We start from the raw sequence: 17,443 nt of genomic DNA on the forward strand, positions 1-17,443 counted from the left end.
TGCTCCATATGAATTCAAAGAATAAAAAAGTTTTATTATTAACAGACATTGAACACGGAATAGAGCCTAGTATCCAACAAGTAACTAACATTCACCAAGAAAACATGTTGACTATACACAGCTATGATTCTGTAATTGTACATCCTTATGGAGATATAATGAGATCTATTATTATTGCTATTTATCAAGAAAATGTTAAAGAAATTTTTGTTGTCGGAATAGAGGATAAAGAAACGTCTTCAGTTAATCTACAAACTCAACGTGATTTCATAAAAGATAATATAGAATTAGACTATCTCTTTAAAAATTGCATGCCTGAATTTTTAAGTGGTAGCCTTAATCAATGGCTGAGTGGACAAAAAAATGTTAGTGAAAATATTGAAAAGAGTATAGATATGATTCGTCACCATCCATTAGTACCTTCTGATATTGAAGTTCATGGTTTCATAATTGATAGAACGGGTGAAAAAGAAACGGTTGTTAAAGTTTCTGCTAATAAAGTAGTGAAACAAATGCATTCTTATGTGTAAGTTATCGATAGATAAGCAACTTTTATTTGGACTTGTGTCCTTTACAAAGAGCAAAAGAAATCTTCTATAAATGGAGATCTTTTGCTTTTTTTGTTTGGATTTTTAATGTGTTTTATACGAGACACTTAATACATAACAAAATAAAAATATATAAATTTTCGCATGAAAATTTAAATGCGGATTAGCAGGTGATAATAAAGTTAATCGTAAAATAGAAGTGTATATTGTGATTTATCCTGCTTTAACGGGCAGCCCTATTGGTGAGGGCTGATTAAAGTTTCACTTTATTTTAAGGTTATTATGAAAAAGAATGGAGATTCTTTTGTTATGAGAATAAAACAGTTAAAAACTAAAATGATATAAGAATAATTTTGATAAGAAGTATATAGTTAGAATGATTTGGAGATACAGATGGGGATATAACTATTTTATTTAGGATGGTGCACTTAAAATGGATTTACAGAAAGGGAAATTCTATTGGAACACAACTTTTTCTAATACACCTTCGTATCCTCGTTTGGACGAAGATATAAAATGTGACGTACTAATAATAGGAGCAGGAAGTTCAGGTGCTCAATCAGCATACTATTTGAGTGAATCAGATTTAAATATTGTTATCGTTGATAAAAGAAAGGTAGGACATGGAAGTAACCTTACAAATACAGCACTTATTCAATATTTAGGAGATAAGATGTTTTTTGAACTTGTAAATACATTTGGAGAAGAGTATGCAGTTAAGCATATGAAATTATGTGAACAAGCTATTAATGATATTGAATATGCTGATCAAAACTTGCCTTATTGCTCTGATTTTAAACGACGTGACAGTTTATATTATGCAAGTTATGAAGAGGATATAAAGAAATTAGAAAAAGAACTGTATTATTTACATAAGCATGATTTTAAAGCGACTTGGCTATCAGAGGAACAAATTGGACAGAGATATCCATTTAAAAAACGTGCAGCTATTTATACGTATAATGATGGTGAAATAAATCCTTATAAATTTACACATAGTTTATTAAAACAAGCTTCTAATAAAGGAGTTCAGATTTATGAAGATACAGAGATTGTTGGCAAAAAGTTAGAGAAAGAATGTGCTGTTTTTTATACAAAAGGGGGCAATTCTATTACTGCCAACAAAGTAATTGTGGCTGCAGGATATGAAGGTTTGGAATTTAAAAAGGAGAAGAACGCTACACTGATTAGCTCATATGCAATTGTGACTAATCCTGTGGAAGATTTATCTTCTTGGTATAAGCGTACTCTTATTTGGGAAACTGCGAGACCATATATTTATATGAGAACTACTGCAGATAACAGGATTATTATAGGTGGATTAGATGAAGATACAAACATTGCTCAAGAAAGAGATTCAAAATTAATTCATAAAAAAGAGAAATTAGTAAATGAATTTAATAAGCTCTTTCCAAATATAACAGTTGAACCTGAATTTTATTTAAGTGCTTTTTATGGTGGTACTCATGATGGTTTACCTATAATTGGAATGTATGAAGAGTTTCCAAATTGTCACTTTATCTATGCATATGGAGATAATGGATTAGTATATAGTATGGTACTTTCTAAAATTGTTCGAGATGTAATTATTAGCGGTTCAAGTCCGGATTTGAATTTATATTTACAAACTAGACCAAAACTAAATGAGTAAGCTGCACGTATGCAAAATCATAGTATTTAGGGTACCATATAAAAAGCGCTATTTTAAATGCATTAGTTTAATGTGACTATTTGTTAAATCCATTCATCTTACTAAGTTCTGTTATTTGTATAATCCATTCTTTTTTTAGGTAGGGTAGAGTTGCTTGGATATTATGATATTCCCATTCTTCCTCAATGGTAGGATAAAGGTTAAATAAGTATTTTTCTTCATCATTTGTTACACTTGCTTTAGGATTGCCACTAAGTTTAAAATAAATGTCGCACCATCCGCTATAGTTTGTTAACATAAATAAAAAATTAGGACATGTGAATTCGATGAGGTATATTTCTTTCTCTAATTGAATATCTGATAGTAATTCCCTTGCAGTTTCAAAAGTAGGCTTCTTTTGGTAACCATTGCATGAATGCCATGCCCAAATGGGTAAATCTATAATAAAGTTAATACTATTCTGTTTCATATGTCTTACAATGTATTTATATGCTGTGATATCTTCTTTACTAACAAACATAGGATTGGCTATAAGCTTATCTTCATTCAAAAGTGTATTTATAGCATTTTGGTTTTGAAAAGTCCATAGGATTGTTGAATCAATAAATGTATTTAAGTTTGATTGTGTATCAAATTGTTTTCTCATCTTTCGCTCCATTTTCTTTTTTATTTTGCAGAATTAAGAATAAATATGACTAATCGTACAATAAGAAATACCTATGCTAGATACAATTGTAAATGCTTATTTAAAGTAACAGCAAGGAATAACCTTTTTATATAGAGTGTACAATACATGCAAAACAGGATTAAAGAAGATTTTAAATATAATATGAAATAGTACAAAATAAGAATTTGATATATCTTTTATATATAAACTATTAATTGAAGTTTGTAATTACACATTATAGTTAGTATACTAACTATATAATTAGCGTACTAACTATATTGGAGGTTATATGAATAATTTAGGCTATTTATTACACAAGGTAAGTATAATGACGAAAACAGAATTATCAAATCAATTAAAAGAATATAAAATAACAGCTCAGCAATGGTCTGTGTTAAAGGATATATCTCTTTATCCAAATGGAACCACCCCGGCTATGATTGCTGAAAGGCTCTTAGCAGACCGTCCAACAGTAACCGGAATTATACAAAGATTATTGCAAAAAGAATGGATTCTTATAAAACATAATCCTAAAGATAAACGGTCACATTTAATATTTTTAACAGATGAAACTAAGGCATTAATACAGGAGATAGAAAATGTAAGCGATGAAGTTATAAAAAATGCTACAGCTAGTATTCCTAAAGAGGAAGTAGAAAATACAGTTCGAGTTTTGCAAAGTATGATTCAAAATTTACAAAAAAATAAAGGGTGATTAAAATGATTTTAGTAACAGGTGCTACAGGGAATGTAGGAAAAGAGGTTGTAAAATGCCTAATAAAAAGAAATGCTACTTTCAAAGTCACAACGCGCAGTAGAGAAACTGAAGGAGTGTATTTTGATTTTGAAAACCCCTCATCTGTAAAGGTGGCTTTAACAGGTGTTACTAAAGTCTTTCTAGTAAGACCACCACATCTAGCTGATGCAAAAAAGTATTTCCAGCCTGTTGTAGATGCTGCAAAAGAAATAGGTATAAAACACATTGTATTTTTATCTTTATTAGGTGTAGAAAAAAATCCGATAGTACCTCATGCTAAAATTGAAGCTATGATAAAGTCTTCTGGGATCCCTTACACATTCCTAAGACCGAGTTTTTTTATGCAAAATTTATTATCACAACATGGTGATGAATTAAGAAATGAAAAAATAATTGAAGTACCTGCTGGTAAAGGGGAAACAAGTTTTATAGATGTACGGGATATTGGAGAAGTTGCAGCTAAAATATTAACCGAAGAGGGACATGAATTTAAAGCCTATTCTTTAACGGGAAATGAGGCATTAACATATTATGAAGTTGCTGCTATTATTTCAAAAATAATAAATAAAGATATTACTTATACAAATCCAAGTATATTTAAATTTAGAAAAAGAATGATTCAAAAGGGACTTAACAGTGACTTTATTTGGGTTATGATTGGAATATATACAACTGCAAAATTAGGGTTAGCTAAAAAAGTCACATCAGATTTATCGAATTTACTAGATAGAAGTCCAATAACCATGGAAACGTTTGTTTATGATTACAAAGAATTATTAATATAATAATGCAAAAGCAAAAAAGAAGATTATTCACATAAAGAATCTATTATGTTTTAAGAGTAAGAAAGGATAGCCATGCAAAATAAAATTATCGTTATGTTTCAAAAAGATTTTCGCTTATATGATAACCCAGCTCTATTTGAAGCTGTTCAGTCTGGTGAGGTTCTTCCTATATATATACAAGATGAAACTTTTTCAATAGGAAGTGCGGCAAAGTGGTGGTTGCACCATGCTATAATAGATATAAAGAAGCAACTTGAGGCATTGGGTTCTACTTTAATAATCCGCAAAGGAAATATACAGGAAGAAATACTTTCTCTCATAAAACAATTAGATATAACGGCTGTATATTGGAATAGTTGTTATGATCCAGACAGGTTAAAATCTAATCAAAAAATGAAAATGATATTAGAAGATAAAGGTATTATTTGTAAGGAATTTAATTCGCATTTATTATTAGAACCGTGGATTATAAAAAAGAAGGATAACACTGAATATAAGGTGTTTACACCTTTTTACAATGCATTTCAAAAGCAGGTAATACCTAAACCTACTAGCAAAGTGCAGAGTATAAAGTGGGGAAGCTCTTTACCAGCAAGCTTATCTGTTTCAGAATTACACTTGTTGCCGACTATACCGTGGACATCTCATATGGAAGCAATATGGGATCCGACAGAAGAAGGGGCATATAAAGTATTTAAGAAATTTTTCTCTAGCAAATTAGCCTTTTATAGTGAAGGAAGAGATTTTCCAAATCAAAATGCTCATTCGATGTTGGCGCCATATCTTTCATTTGGCCAAATATCAGTGAAGTTAATGTATCACTACTTAATAAATAAAAGTACCGAAAGACAATGTAGTCTTTTTGAAAAACAAGTGATTAGTTTTATACGCCAATTAATTTGGAGAGAGTTTTCTTATTATTTGCTATATCACTATCCGTTTACAGTATATAAACCTCTTAATAAAAACTTTGAACATTTTCCATGGAATAAGGAAGAGGAGTTATTAAGAGTATGGCAGAAAGGTGAAACTGGTTATCCGTTTATTGATGCGGGAATGCGGGAGCTTTGGCAAACAGGTTTTATGCATAATCGGGCAAGAATGGCTGTAGCCTCTTTTCTTGTAAAGCATTTGTTAATTTCGTGGCAGGAAGGAGCAAAATGGTTTATGGATACACTACTAGATGCGGATATTGCAAATAATACAATGGGATGGCAATGGGTTGCTGGAAGTGGAGCAGATGCATCACCGTACTTTCGTATTTTTAATCCTATCACACAAGGAGAAAAGTTTGATAAAAATGGAGAGTATATAAGAAAATGGGTACCAGAATTAAGAGATATGCCGAGTAAGTATATACATAAACCTTGGGAAGCACCTGAGCATATTTTGCAAAAAGCCAATATAAAACTTGGTCATACATATCCTTTGCCAGTTGTTGATCATAAGGCAGCACGGGAGAGAGCACTTTGTGCATATAAAAGTATGAAAGAACTTGTATAAAATAAATGAATCAATATAAATTTCATATGTAAAGGTTATAATGCAAAGTATAGGAATGTCTATTTACACATTAAAGTTTTATTCATTGAAAGAGCACACGAATCAAATAGAGTTTCTAAAACCTTCTATTAAAAAAGGAGAATGTTTATGAAAAAATCTAGTATTATAGTATTTTTACTAACATATGGTTTGTTTTATGTTTCTAGTATTTTATTTCCTATTGATCGTGCTTGGTATGATGCGTTAGAAAAGCCGTCTTGGACACCTCCTGGTATGACAATCGGCATAGTTTGGGCTGTATTATATGGACTCATTGCATTATCAGTTGCAATTATTTACAACAAATATGGATTTAAGCCAAAAACATTTTGGTTTATATTCCTTTTAAATTATATGTGCAATCAAGCGTTCAGCTATTTTCAATTCAGTCAAAAGAATTTGTTTTTAGCAACAGTAGATTGTTTACTTGTCGCTATTACTACGTTACTTCTCATAGCGGTTTCTTCCAAATTATCTAAAGTATCGACATGGTTGCTAATTCCGTATTTTTTATGGTCTGCATTTGCTACATATTTATCTTGGACAATTTATAGTATAAATTAAAGACGGAACTAAAAACTTGAGCATAATAAAAATGCTCGAGTTTTTATGTGTGTTAATGATAATCTAAAATATGGAATATATACATCTTAGGGAGGACATCTTTGTGAAGAAATGGATAAAAATTACGCTGTACTCTTTACTAGCTATTTTAATTATAGGAAGTATTACTTTTTTGACTTGGTCTCAGTTTACTTATAAACCGACGAAAGAGGCTTTGTCGTTAGTAGATGATAAAAAAGATGAAGATAATATCGTTTTTGGAGCGAAAGATGCGAAAGTAGGGGTTATTTTTTATCAAGGAGCTAAAGTAGAAGCTGAGGCTTATAGTTACTTAGGAGAAGCTCTTGCAAAAAATGGGCACTTTGTAGTAATGCCTAAGTTACCATTAAATTTAGCGATACTTGGAATAAATGAGGTAGACAGTGTAATTGAAAAGTATCCGGAAGTTCAAAAATGGTATGTTGCAGGGCATTCAATGGGAGGAGCTATGATTTCTAAGTATGCCTTCCAACATGAAGACAAGGTAGACGGGATCATTTTCTTAGGTTCGTATCCTGCAGATGACTTTTCTACAAAATCGATTCCAATGTTATCAATTTATGGGGAAGTAGATGCTTTAGCAACTGTAGAAAAAATAGAGAACAATAAAAAGTTAATGTCGAAAAATAAAACTATGCACATGATAAAAGGGGGCAATCATGCTCATTTTGGCATGTATGGTGAGCAAAAAGGTGATAATGCTAGTTTAATTACGTCAAAAGCACAACGAGATGAAACAGTGAAAGTAATTGAAGAATGGTTATTGAAACAATGATAACAAATTTAATAAATCTACCGAAAGAATTTTCCCGACGGTAGATGGGAGAGATAATAAAGAGCCAAAACGTACGAATTGGCTCTTTTATTTATTTGCTATCTCCAATTGTCCCCTTATTTTCTCCGGAATATCCTCTTTAGAAATAATATCGTAAGAATACACATACTTTCCTTTCACATGAATTTTTAAGTAAGTTTTTCTTATAAAATCATTAGGGGTGCTAGTTCCTACTGTATATTTTTTCTCATTCCCTGATTCATCAACACCTTTTATGGTGTACATAGCTCGTCCTTTATGATGATAATCTGGAACACCATATCCTTTCGCAACGGCGTATACATTTTTTTCTTCAGCAATCGGATTAAATCTGTCTAAATCCCCGCGTAATATGAAAGGTAGTAAGTATATAGGGAGGCCTATTCCTAATATGCAAATTACAAATTTTCTCATTATCGTTTCTCCTCTTGTTCATTTACATCATTCAGTATAGAAAAAAATTCTTATAAATATAGAGGGAAATTCCTTAAAGTTTTTTTAATAAAGTTTCACCTTGTGAAAAAAACTAAATAGAGCATTAAGCTTACGGAATGAATAACCAAATAACTTGTTTTCTTTATTTTTTGATATTTCTTAAGAACCTATCAAGAAATAAGTGAGTTTTAGTATTTAGAATAAATGTATCTTACAGTAATAAGAGAATTATCTAAATAAATGATAGTGAGAACAATTAAAGAAAACATCTAGTGGGGTGCTTTTTTCTTTTGAAACAGAGAATCTCATGGGTCGGTTACATGTAATTTAGTGCTGTGCTTCTAAGTCCTTGGAAAATTCAATGATAAAAAAGAGGGGGAAGGCATTTTTTATTGAAGTTTGTTAATGATAGATTTTTAATTAGTTAGGGGGGATCGTAAAATAGATTATTAATCTCTTTGATAATTTTTATTTTCCTTATAGTTGGCATACTGTATTAGAAATTTTAAATTTTGAAAGGAGAATCAATAAGTATGGGTAAGAAAAGAAGAATAAGTAATAAGTTATTACTTGTCGGTGCAATTTTTACAATAGCAATTCCCTCAGTTTCATATGCGGAGGAAGTAATTTCACCTGAAAATTTTAAGAGTTCTTCAAATTTGTATGAGGGACGGAATACGACAGTATTGAAAACAAGCTTATATCCTGATACATATAATTATCCGTTTAACCAACAATTTATTTCGAAATTAAAGGAAGCAAACACAACTATAAAAAAAGTAGACAAAAGAGATGATGAAAATCCTATTATATCTACTACTCTTTCATTTATTCGCCATATGAATAGTGAAGATTATAAATCTGCATTTGATTTAACCTCAAGGTCATTACAGAAAATAATATCCAAAGAATGGCTGAAGAGCTATTGGGAGGGACTCCCAGTGCAATTACAAGCAGGTTCTTTTATAGAAATTGGAGAGGTTACACAAAAAGAGACAAATCCTGTTCATACAAATGTGGAGATTCAATTAGTTTTTGAAAAAATGACTGTACCTTTACTAATTAAACTAGATCCATCTGGAAAAATAGACGATTTTCAACTCAGCATGTCGTTTAGTCCTGTTGCAGAGCGTCCATCATATAGTAAGCCTGAATCATTTGTTGATAAAGAAGTAGTAGTTGGAAGTGGTGCATTTCCATTACCAGGAACATTGTCGGTTCCAAAAGGAAATGGTCCTTTTCCAGCGGTTATTCTTGTTCAAGGATCAGGAGCAACTGATCAGGATGAAACAGCGTTTGCTTTAAAACCATTTCGCGATTTAGCTGAAGGTCTTGCATCGAAGGGAATTGCTGTCCTTCGCTATAATAAACGAACGTATGAACATGGGTTGAAAACACAATTCAGTCCCTTTTATACAGTTGATAAAGAGACAACAGATGATGCTCTTCTTGTAACTCAATTTCTTAAAAATGAGCCTCTAATAAATAAGAATCAAATATATATTCTTGGTCATAGTCAAGGTGGAATGATGCTTCCGAAAATGATTGAAAAAGACCAAAATAAAAATATTGCTGGAGCAATTGTAATGGGAGGGCCAGCTCGTACAATCCAAGACGTTGTTTTAGATCAATTTGAGTATCTTTTTTCTATTGGAGCAATGAACCTGGATCAATATAAATTCTACAAATCGCAATTTGAATTATTAAATGATCCCAATTTCTCTGGGCAGAATCCCCCAAAAGATTTTTACTTAGGATCAGCAGTATTTTGGGATTCTATTCGGAAAATTAAAGCAGCAGAAATGTCAAAAGAACAAAAGACACCACTTCTTATTATTCAAGGAGAAAGAGACTATCAAGTTCAATCAAACATCGAAATTCCTCTTTGGAAAGAACAATTAAAAGAACGAGATAACGTTGATTATCAGCTATATCCAAAGTTAAATCATTTCTTTACAGAAGGTGATGGAGAAATAAGTAAACCAGATGAATATTATAGTCCTGCTAATATTCCTGAGTATGTTATAAATGATATTGCTGCTTGGGTGCAAGGAAGATCGCAATTAAATTAGTAACTATATGTTTTAATAAAGACTTTCTTTCTGTCATCAAACTAGAAACATTATTAGATTATATGTTTTTTAGCACTCTTTTTAAAAGAGTGTTTTTTTATTTTCCTTTGATTTAATTAACGAAAAAAATATCTTGTACTCCTTTTGTAACGTTTTTTAAATAGAAATTTTCTATAAAACAATGGGCTTACCTTCCAAACAAAGCGTTATTTGTAACACTGTTATCAAAGCAAAGTGTTCGTGACATTTCTATGATATTCAAAAGCATTAATAACCTATTGTATGAAGTTTTTTGAAAATTTAGGTTTAACATCTTTAAAATAGGTGTATTACATATTACATAACAACTAAATAAAAAAATCTAAAGGAGGAAAGATACCATGTATAAGAATGAAAGAAAACCGGTGGTTTATGAATATCAAAATGAACAGGAAGTAGTTATGAAAGTAAAAGAGCTAGAATTGCAAGGGATTCACCAAGATGACATTTACGTCTTAACACATGAAAAACATATAACAAAAAAGATTGCAGATGATACAAACACAAATACGATTGGAGTAAAAGAACAAGGATTGGGCACAAGTATTATCAATTTTTTCTCCAAAAAAGGAGACGAACTTCGAAATCAAATGGAAGAAATGGGGTTGTCGAAGGAGGAAGCTAATTTATATGAAGAAAAATTAGATCAAGGGAAGATTTTACTCCTAGTAACAGCTGAAACACCAACGGCGAGTGATAGGCAGCTGCAAAACTATCATTCTCTCTAATAGCTTGCAACATCTGATAAATAGATAAGTTAATTGTTTTAGGTTGTAGCATGGAAGAAAATAAAAGTAGAGAAGGGTGAGAAAAATGAAACATACAATATTTAAGTATGCTGTGATTGGGATTACGACCGGAGTCATAGTCTCCCTATTAAAAAAAGAAAATCGGAAAGCTATACAAACAAAAGGAAAAAGCATAAAAGAAAAACTACAAGAAGGAAACATAAAGGAAACATTAGAGAAGGTAACTGAGACAAGTAAACAATTCTCTGCAACTGCAGCTAATGTTGCAAAACAATCATTACCACAATTGCTTACAGCCACACCAGTTGTCATTTCTACCATTAAAGACTTAACAGAGAACGAAAATAACAAAAAGAAAACAGATGAAAAGGATTACGAAATAAATGAAAATAGTAAGAACTTAGATGGGGAAAAAACGAAAAATGAAAAGAAATATGTGAAAGAAGGGAAAGAAGAGAGTGCCTAGATGTAACTCTAAAAATAGAAAGTGAGGAAAAAAGTATGAAATCTCTGTATGCAATTGATGTAGGAATTGGCTTTACCAAAAGGGCATATCGACAGGATGTAGATTCTGAGATGACGATCAAGAGAGAAGCTTCCACACTAGCCCCTGTACCTAATCATGCTGAAAGTGAAGATTTAACAAAGGTAAGTTTTATAGACTTAGATTTTGCATACTATATGGGAAATGAAGCACATCAATCTGACGCTTCGTTTCTTCCTCCATTTGACGAAGAAATAGAAAATTATTATGAAAGCGAACGATTTAAACAACAAATATTTGGTTGCATTGCAAAGGATTATAAAGAAAATGTCGTGTTACCTCTAGTTGTTACCGGGCTTCCCATCACTTGTTTTGGTAGTCAGCAGGAGCAATTACAACGTGCACTAAAAAAAGAAACTTCCGTGCAAATTGATGGGAAATTTATTAATATTACGGTGGAAAATGCTTTGATTCTTCAGCAACCGGTCGCTTTACATGCCTATTTCTTAAAAGAGGGAATCATTCAGGAACGAGATCGCATCTTAATTATTGATGGCGGATTTCGTACATTAGAAATGACAGATATGAAACAGAATCTCATTTTAAATCATTATGAGACGGAACTAGGATGTAGCAAGCCTTTGAAAAATATTAAGAATATCGTGCAGAATCATACGGATGAAAGTAATCAATTGCATATTAACGACATGCCAAACATATTAGAAAAAGGATATGAATGTCGAGAAGAAAATCATGAGACAAGTCAGGTTCATACTTTGATTCAAAAAGAGTTGGATGCACATTTCCAAGACGTCATGCGTGTATTACAAGAACAATTTAAGTTAGAACAGTATGATACTATTATTTGGACAGGAGGAATAGTAGATCTCCACAAAAAACGAATTGAAAAAATGCAAGGTGAAATTTCTTCTTTCCGTATGGTAGACGCTTCGAAAGAGGCTGCACTTCATGGATACTACATTATTGGGAGTCAAGTATTTGAAGACATCACAAATCAATCTGCATATGAATCCAAATTATAATAACGACTGAAATGGAGTTCGTTGAATAGACGTGCCAAATTATGTAGCTTCTTTTCCACATATAATAAATTATTTATAAGAAAAGATAAAAAGTGCTTGTATAGAGGAAATGTTTAAAATTGAGAATAAAAATAACTAATATATAGGGGGTCTTTCTTTTAAAAGAATAAGACCTCCTATGCCATTTATTTTGTAATTTAGATGATTTAAAAACTTTTCCTCCAAGATATGAATACCTACATACAAATTTCATATTACGGATATGATTCGATCAAACATAAAACTATTTAGAAAGGAAGAATAATATGGAATGCATAAAAATGACGAAATGGAGTTGGTATCATGTGAAAACTAGTGAGCTTGAAAAACTTTCTTCTATAATCCCTCGTGATATAACATCTTATTTCTCTCAATTTGTAAAGAAAATAAGTTCTCCTTGTGAAAATGGATTATATGTTTATACGTTATCACCAAGTCAAACTTGTGTATATGGTTCGTTTTTATATGATCAAGATAAAAAGGAGGCCAAAATTCAAAAATTTCTTCATTATTTCGTAGCTCATGGAATACTGATAACAGTTCAGGAAAAAGAGGAAGAGGACTTCCAAAAATTAATACATAATTTCCCTATGGGTACAAAAAATTGTAACACTTCCGCTGAAGGATTATGTGCTATCTTATCAATGTTTATATCTCATTATTTGCGAAAGGTTGACTACTTTGAAAACAATTTCAGAAATGTATTATGGGATTTTTATCATCATAATAACATAGCAGTTTTAGAAAGGATTTATCATATTCGTCATGAATTATTTATGAACACACATGTGTTTCGCTTAATACAAGAAGTGTTACAAGGATTGGAGGAAGCTTGGTTAGAAAAACTAACAAGCACCCTTTGTTATAAACAAACACACGTAAAATTAGAGCGTGGATTACAACTTGTTAAAGAGTACCAAGAAGAATTAGACACGATGATTCATTTACAAGAAGTTGTTTCTTCTCATCGTGGGAATGAAATTATGAAAGCTCTTACTGTATTAACTGCTGTGAGTACGCCTTTGACAGCCTTAGGAGCATTATGGGGTATGAATTTTAAATACATGCCTGAACTAGAATGGAAATATAGCTATTTAATCGCTCTCTTATTTATTATTTTCACAACAGGGGGTATGTATTTGTATATGCGGGTAAAAGGATGGACAGGTGATTTATTACGAGTAAAGAAAAAAAAATCTTTTTTTAAATCAAATTAATCTTGTTTTATAAAACATATGATAGATATATGGTTAGTAATATTTATTAATTGGGGTAGTGCCATATCGCTATCAAGCTAAGCTCTTACAACGCCAATCATAGTAGAGGTTGCTTCTCTTTTTCTAAAGGCTACGTGTAGGGAATTTAAAGATTTGCATACGAAATAAATCCTAACGGGTTTCATTTTTTGAATTAAGCCGCTTGATTATCAGACATGGTACAATTGTAAATAACACCTAATATATCAAAGACTGTTTTTTTCTCATATCGATGAGATTTTCGCCCGTTTTGCTGTAGGAGATTGAACAGACGAAGTAACACCTTTGATAGCTCTTGGGTGTTTTTTTGTATAGTTTGGAATAGAAGAAGAAAATAGTCTTTAATCATCTATATGGCTTTATACTCACTAAGCTCTCGTTTTTTCTTCATAAGGAGCAATTCAACATCCCTAGCAAGGTCTCGTAAAATATTTGGAGATAAAAAGCGGTGAATCTCTTGAGCAAATAGCTGTAATTCATCAGATACAGAAATAGACATACAAAAACGCCATCCTTTCTATATATATTTCTAAAACAAGAATAGCGTATTTTTTCATTATTATGGGGGATATTATGCTTTTAAGTTAATGGAGTTCTAATGGCGTCAAGTTTCAAATGAGTGCAAGTGCTAGCAACCCATTAAATATAAATGCACCTGCTGTTGACTATCTTTTAACTGTGCATGTCAAAAAAAATGGCACTGTTGATATTGAAGGTAAACATGATGGATTCCCTTGCTATGAATTTTATAAACAAACAGATTTTGGTCCGTTTGAACTAATTCATACACATGATTTCAGAGAAACTGGTGATACAGCTGAAGCACTAGGTGGAGACATGGAGTGCAGTTTTAAAAAGACATTGTAAAGACAATATAATCCCTTTAAAAATATAACAACATAATAGTGAGTAACAGGAGGAAAAAGCATGACAACAGTATTATTTGTAAAAGCAAACAATCGTCCAGCGAATCAGGCGGTTAGTGTGAAATTATATGAGGCTTTTTAGCAAGTTACAAAGAATCACATCCAAATGATACAGTGATAGAGCTTGATTTATACAAGGAAGAATTACCATATGTAGGAGTAGATATGATTAACGGCACATTTAAAGCAAGTAGAGGATTTAATTTAACAGCAGAAGAAGCAAAAGCAGTAATAAATATTTAGATCAATTCCTTGCAGCTGATAAAGTAGTCTTTGGTTTCCCGTTATGGAATTTAACAATCCCAGCTGTACTACACACATATATTGATTACTTAAACCGTGCAGGAAAAACATTTAACTATACGCTAGAAGGTCCAGTAGGTCTTATTGGAAATAAAAAATTGCATTATTAAATGCAAGCGGCGGTGTATATTCTAAAGGACCAAAAGCTGAAATGGAAATGGCCGTTAAATATGTAGCAAGTATGATGAGCTTCTTCGGTGTAAAAGATATGGAGAAAGTAGTGATTGAAGGTCACAACCAATTCCCAGATAAAGCAGAAAAAATTATTACCACAGGTCTTGAAAAGGCTGTTAAAGTAGCAAGTACGTTCTAACTAATATAAAATTTGTTACTGGAATTATCTTTATATCAACTTCATTACTATTGAAAAAAAGACCCCCAACAGATATTAATCCAATATTTGGCTATCGAACAACTAGGTCTATGAAAAACATGAAACTTTGGGAAGCTGGAAATAGGTATAGTTCTGAAATCATGACACAAAATGGAGTTATAATTATTATACTAGGAAGTATTATCAGCCTATTTTTAAATAACCCTTCCACTGCAATACTTTTACTTATGGGGTCTATGCTATTACTATTAATCAGTATGTTTATAAGAGTGGAGAATATGCTAAAAAAATTGGAAGAATCATGTAGCTAAAATTTTTGTATGGAGTATTTGAGAAGCTTTATAAAAAAGTTCGATCAAAAACACTTTCAATAAAAAAACGAACCTATTTTGAAAAAGGATTCGTTTTTTTGTGCTTAGGGGTAGTGAAAATTCTTAAGTTGATGGGCATGTATGGTGCCCCCTATTTGGAGACAGTTGAAACTTGAGGGATTCAACACACTACACATATATATTATATCTCTTCTCGAACTACCAAGATATTATGGTTAATATGTTTGACTACATAGTCCGTTGTAGATCCTAATATTACCTTTGACAGAGCCCTTTTTGAAGTAGCTCCCATAACAACACAATCAATTTCATTATGTTGTTTAGCATAATGAATAATTTGATGTTTAGCCTCGCCAGAGCAAACATCAAATTCTATTATTACATTAGGAAACATTTCTTTTTGTCTTTCTATAAATGCGTTTATTTCTTTAATTAGGTGCATTCTACTTTCATATATATTACCTTGCCAGTCAAAAATATTTTCCGGTTCATCGATAATATCTACAACAATTAAAATAATGAAATTTGCCCCTTTAAACAATTTTGTAGCTTCCTTTAACGCTAATTGAGCATGTGATGATAAATCCATAGGAACTAAAATATTCATATCATTTCCTCCTTATAAGTTATAATTAGGTTAGTTTTAATAAATTTTTTTTGATAGATTCAATCATTTTTATTTTGCAAAAAATGATTTTTACTACTCTAAATCTATAGAATCAAAATACAAATAAAAAGAATATATCTTGTATATACGTAATTTATGATGCTTTATTTTTTTGAATTTGCAACAGAACCTTACTTGTTTTTTATCTTGAATATTTCAAATCATCTAAAATACACCACGATTGAGGGGCATTTAAAAATCTCTATACTATTTCCTAAATAGGATTAGAAAGCAAGTTACTTAAGATTTTTCTACAAAATATTTCTTCTATCATTTTTATACCGCTTAAAAAGCAAATTTTTGTTTATATTTATACTAGGAATAACCTTTAGCACTTGTTAATTTAGATATCTTGGAGATTAGATTTATATTAATTCTCGACATAATATTAAGAAGTTTGTTGAAATAACTTATTTTAGAAATGAACTCATTTTATATTTATACATATCTTTTCAAAAGAAAAAAATCAATTAGTGTAAAAGTAAGTATATAAATAATCTTAGTTCGATTCTCTATATGCTCCATATTCTAACTTGTTTTATTCTATTAATTAAATACATATAAGTAATCTATAACCTTGTTCTTTAAGATTGTTCAAATGCTTGATGGTACAATAAGCTATATGTTTTAAAATTTCTTGTTCTTTTAATTTTTCAACGTACAAAGTAATGCTGACGTTTAGTTTGTTGATAGAACCGTTGGTTCTTCAAATATTTTCATGAATTTATATGCAGCATGATAAAGATACTATAACTTTTGTTATTTCAAACGTTCTTCTAATTGTGCTTTGAGTTCTTCAAACCCTGATTTTCCAAGAAGGGCGAACATATTTTTCTTGTATGCTTCTACTCCTGGTTGATCGAATGGATTGATACCTAATAAACAGCCACTCATGGCACATGCTTTTTCGAAGAAGTATACAAGGTAACCAAATGTATACTCATTTAATTCTGGGATGTATACTCATTTAATTCTGGGATGTTTACGATTAAGTTTGGTACTCCACCATCACGATGCGCAAGTAATGTACCTTCAAACGCCTTTGTATTTATGAAAGATACTGTTTTATCCACAAGATAATTTAACCCATCTAAATCTTTTTCATCAAATTCAATAGGTAGTTCCTTTCTAGACTTTCCTACTTTAAGAACCGTTTCAAACAAGTCGCGACGTCCCTCTTGAATGTATTGACCTAATGAATGTAAGTCTGTAGAGAAGTTTGCTGAACATGGGAAAATTCCTTTGTAATCTTTCCCTTCACTTTCAGCAAATAATTGCTTCCACCACTCAGCGAAGTATTGAAGTGCTGGCTCATAGTTAACAAGCATTTCAATTGTTTTTCCTTTATTGTATAAAGCATTACGAACGACTGCGTATTGGTAAGCTGGGTTTTCTTC

At 31.3% G+C, this 17,443-nt stretch carries 16 protein-coding genes and 5 pseudogenes; 15 read left to right on the top strand and 6 right to left on the bottom strand.

All coding sequences use genetic code 11. The annotated features are described in order from the left end of the window. Window positions 1-8 precede the first annotated feature (8 nt). Both CGQ22_RS21425 and CGQ22_RS21430 read left to right on the top strand, forming a co-directional pair. Window positions 9-530, top strand: a complete 522-nt coding sequence (locus CGQ22_RS21425; RefSeq protein WP_001086240.1) for a carbonic anhydrase — start codon at window positions 9-11, stop codon at window positions 528-530. 451 nt (window positions 531-981) lie between these two features. Beyond that, window positions 982-2,199 carry an NAD(P)/FAD-dependent oxidoreductase gene (locus tag CGQ22_RS21430; protein ID WP_000365626.1) on the top strand — a complete coding sequence of 406 codons (1,218 nt, stop codon included), beginning with the start codon at window positions 982-984 and terminating at the stop codon, window positions 2,197-2,199. A gap of 76 nt (window positions 2,200-2,275) precedes the next feature. On the opposite strand, the gene CGQ22_RS21435 is transcribed toward CGQ22_RS21430, so the two are convergent. Continuing rightward, a complete protein-coding gene (locus CGQ22_RS21435; RefSeq protein ID WP_001231208.1) occupies window positions 2,276-2,845 on the bottom strand; it encodes a DUF3841 domain-containing protein in 570 nt (189 codons plus the stop codon). Between the two features lie 310 nt (window positions 2,846-3,155). On the opposite strand from CGQ22_RS21435, the gene CGQ22_RS21440 reads away from it, so the two are divergent. The 5 genes from CGQ22_RS21440 (at window position 3,156) to CGQ22_RS21460 (ending at window position 7,328) form a co-directional block, all read left to right on the top strand. Then, window positions 3,156-3,581, top strand: a complete 426-nt coding sequence (locus CGQ22_RS21440; protein ID WP_001061039.1) for a MarR family winged helix-turn-helix transcriptional regulator — start codon at window positions 3,156-3,158, stop codon at window positions 3,579-3,581. A gap of 5 nt (window positions 3,582-3,586) precedes the next feature. Beyond that, entirely contained in the window at window positions 3,587-4,408 is an 822-nt protein-coding gene (locus CGQ22_RS21445; RefSeq protein WP_000604776.1) for an SDR family oxidoreductase, read from the top strand. Between the two features lie 72 nt (window positions 4,409-4,480). Then, the gene (locus tag CGQ22_RS21450; RefSeq protein WP_001179962.1) at window positions 4,481-5,911 is read left to right on the top strand and encodes a cryptochrome/photolyase family protein; all 1,431 of its coding nucleotides are present in this window, start codon (window positions 4,481-4,483) and stop codon (window positions 5,909-5,911) included. 147 nt (window positions 5,912-6,058) lie between these two features. Further along, window positions 6,059-6,514: a TspO/MBR family protein gene (locus tag CGQ22_RS21455; RefSeq protein WP_000749728.1), complete on the top strand. Its 456-nt coding sequence runs from the start codon at window positions 6,059-6,061 to the stop codon at window positions 6,512-6,514. 103 nt (window positions 6,515-6,617) lie between these two features. Then, window positions 6,618-7,328, top strand: a complete 711-nt coding sequence (locus tag CGQ22_RS21460; RefSeq protein ID WP_000758823.1) for an alpha/beta hydrolase — start codon at window positions 6,618-6,620, stop codon at window positions 7,326-7,328. 87 nt (window positions 7,329-7,415) lie between these two features. Here CGQ22_RS21460 and CGQ22_RS21465 read toward each other — a convergent pair whose 3' ends face one another. Then, complete coding sequence (locus CGQ22_RS21465) at window positions 7,416-7,781, bottom strand: YxeA family protein (RefSeq protein ID WP_061884351.1); 366 nt, start codon at window positions 7,779-7,781, stop codon at window positions 7,416-7,418. A gap of 554 nt (window positions 7,782-8,335) precedes the next feature. Between CGQ22_RS21465 and CGQ22_RS21470 the strand changes: the two genes are divergently transcribed. Continuing rightward, complete coding sequence (locus tag CGQ22_RS21470; protein ID WP_139032773.1) at window positions 8,336-9,874, top strand: alpha/beta hydrolase; 1,539 nt, start codon at window positions 8,336-8,338, stop codon at window positions 9,872-9,874. Between the two features lie 112 nt (window positions 9,875-9,986). Here the strand turns inward: CGQ22_RS21470 and CGQ22_RS32545 are convergent. Continuing rightward, window positions 9,987-10,142, bottom strand: a pseudogene (locus tag CGQ22_RS32545) (acyl dehydratase). 112 nt (window positions 10,143-10,254) lie between these two features. On the opposite strand from CGQ22_RS32545, the gene CGQ22_RS21480 reads away from it, so the two are divergent. The 4 genes from CGQ22_RS21480 to CGQ22_RS21495 all read left to right on the top strand — a co-directional run bounded on the left by CGQ22_RS21480 (window position 10,255) and on the right by CGQ22_RS21495 (window position 13,445). Next, window positions 10,255-10,641, top strand: coding sequence for a YflT domain-containing protein (locus CGQ22_RS21480; RefSeq protein ID WP_000277579.1), 387 nt, complete (start codon window positions 10,255-10,257; stop codon window positions 10,639-10,641). An 85-nt stretch (window positions 10,642-10,726) separates the two neighbouring features. Next, window positions 10,727-11,128 carry a hypothetical protein gene (locus tag CGQ22_RS21485; protein ID WP_000683207.1) on the top strand — a complete coding sequence of 134 codons (402 nt, stop codon included), beginning with the start codon at window positions 10,727-10,729 and terminating at the stop codon, window positions 11,126-11,128. 35 nt (window positions 11,129-11,163) lie between these two features. Further along, the gene (locus tag CGQ22_RS21490; protein ID WP_089149279.1) at window positions 11,164-12,189 is read left to right on the top strand and encodes a ParM/StbA family protein; all 1,026 of its coding nucleotides are present in this window, start codon (window positions 11,164-11,166) and stop codon (window positions 12,187-12,189) included. A gap of 305 nt (window positions 12,190-12,494) precedes the next feature. Then, window positions 12,495-13,445, top strand: coding sequence for a magnesium transporter CorA family protein (locus CGQ22_RS21495; protein ID WP_000388920.1), 951 nt, complete (start codon window positions 12,495-12,497; stop codon window positions 13,443-13,445). Window positions 13,446-13,638: 193 nt separating this feature from the next. Here the strand turns inward: CGQ22_RS21495 and CGQ22_RS21500 are convergent. Continuing rightward, window positions 13,639-13,887 (bottom strand): annotated as a pseudogene (locus CGQ22_RS21500) (IS4 family transposase); the annotation flags it as partial. A gap of 185 nt (window positions 13,888-14,072) precedes the next feature. Between CGQ22_RS21500 and CGQ22_RS21505 the strand changes: the two are divergent. The 3 genes and pseudogenes from CGQ22_RS21505 to CGQ22_RS21515 form a co-directional block, all read left to right on the top strand. Beyond that, window positions 14,073-14,351: pseudogene (locus CGQ22_RS21505) on the top strand (DUF3238 domain-containing protein); the annotation flags it as partial. A gap of 60 nt (window positions 14,352-14,411) precedes the next feature. After that, window positions 14,412-15,026: pseudogene (locus tag CGQ22_RS21510) on the top strand (FMN-dependent NADH-azoreductase). 5 nt (window positions 15,027-15,031) lie between these two features. Beyond that, entirely contained in the window at window positions 15,032-15,358 is a 327-nt protein-coding gene (locus CGQ22_RS21515) for an SdpI family protein (RefSeq protein WP_082182383.1), read from the top strand. A 202-nt stretch (window positions 15,359-15,560) separates the two neighbouring features. Here CGQ22_RS21515 and CGQ22_RS21520 read toward each other — a convergent pair whose 3' ends face one another. Both CGQ22_RS21520 and CGQ22_RS21525 read right to left on the bottom strand, forming a co-directional pair. Then, entirely contained in the window at window positions 15,561-15,986 is a 426-nt protein-coding gene (locus CGQ22_RS21520) for a universal stress protein (RefSeq protein ID WP_001024120.1), read from the bottom strand. Between the two features lie 819 nt (window positions 15,987-16,805). Then, window positions 16,806-17,443: pseudogene (locus CGQ22_RS21525) on the bottom strand (glucose-6-phosphate isomerase); the annotation flags it as partial.

Origin of the sequence: Bacillus sp. M13(2017), from assembly GCF_002218325.1 — a bacterium.
GTDB classification, from domain to species: Bacteria; Bacillota; Bacilli; order Bacillales; family Bacillaceae_G; genus Bacillus_A; species Bacillus_A thuringiensis_K.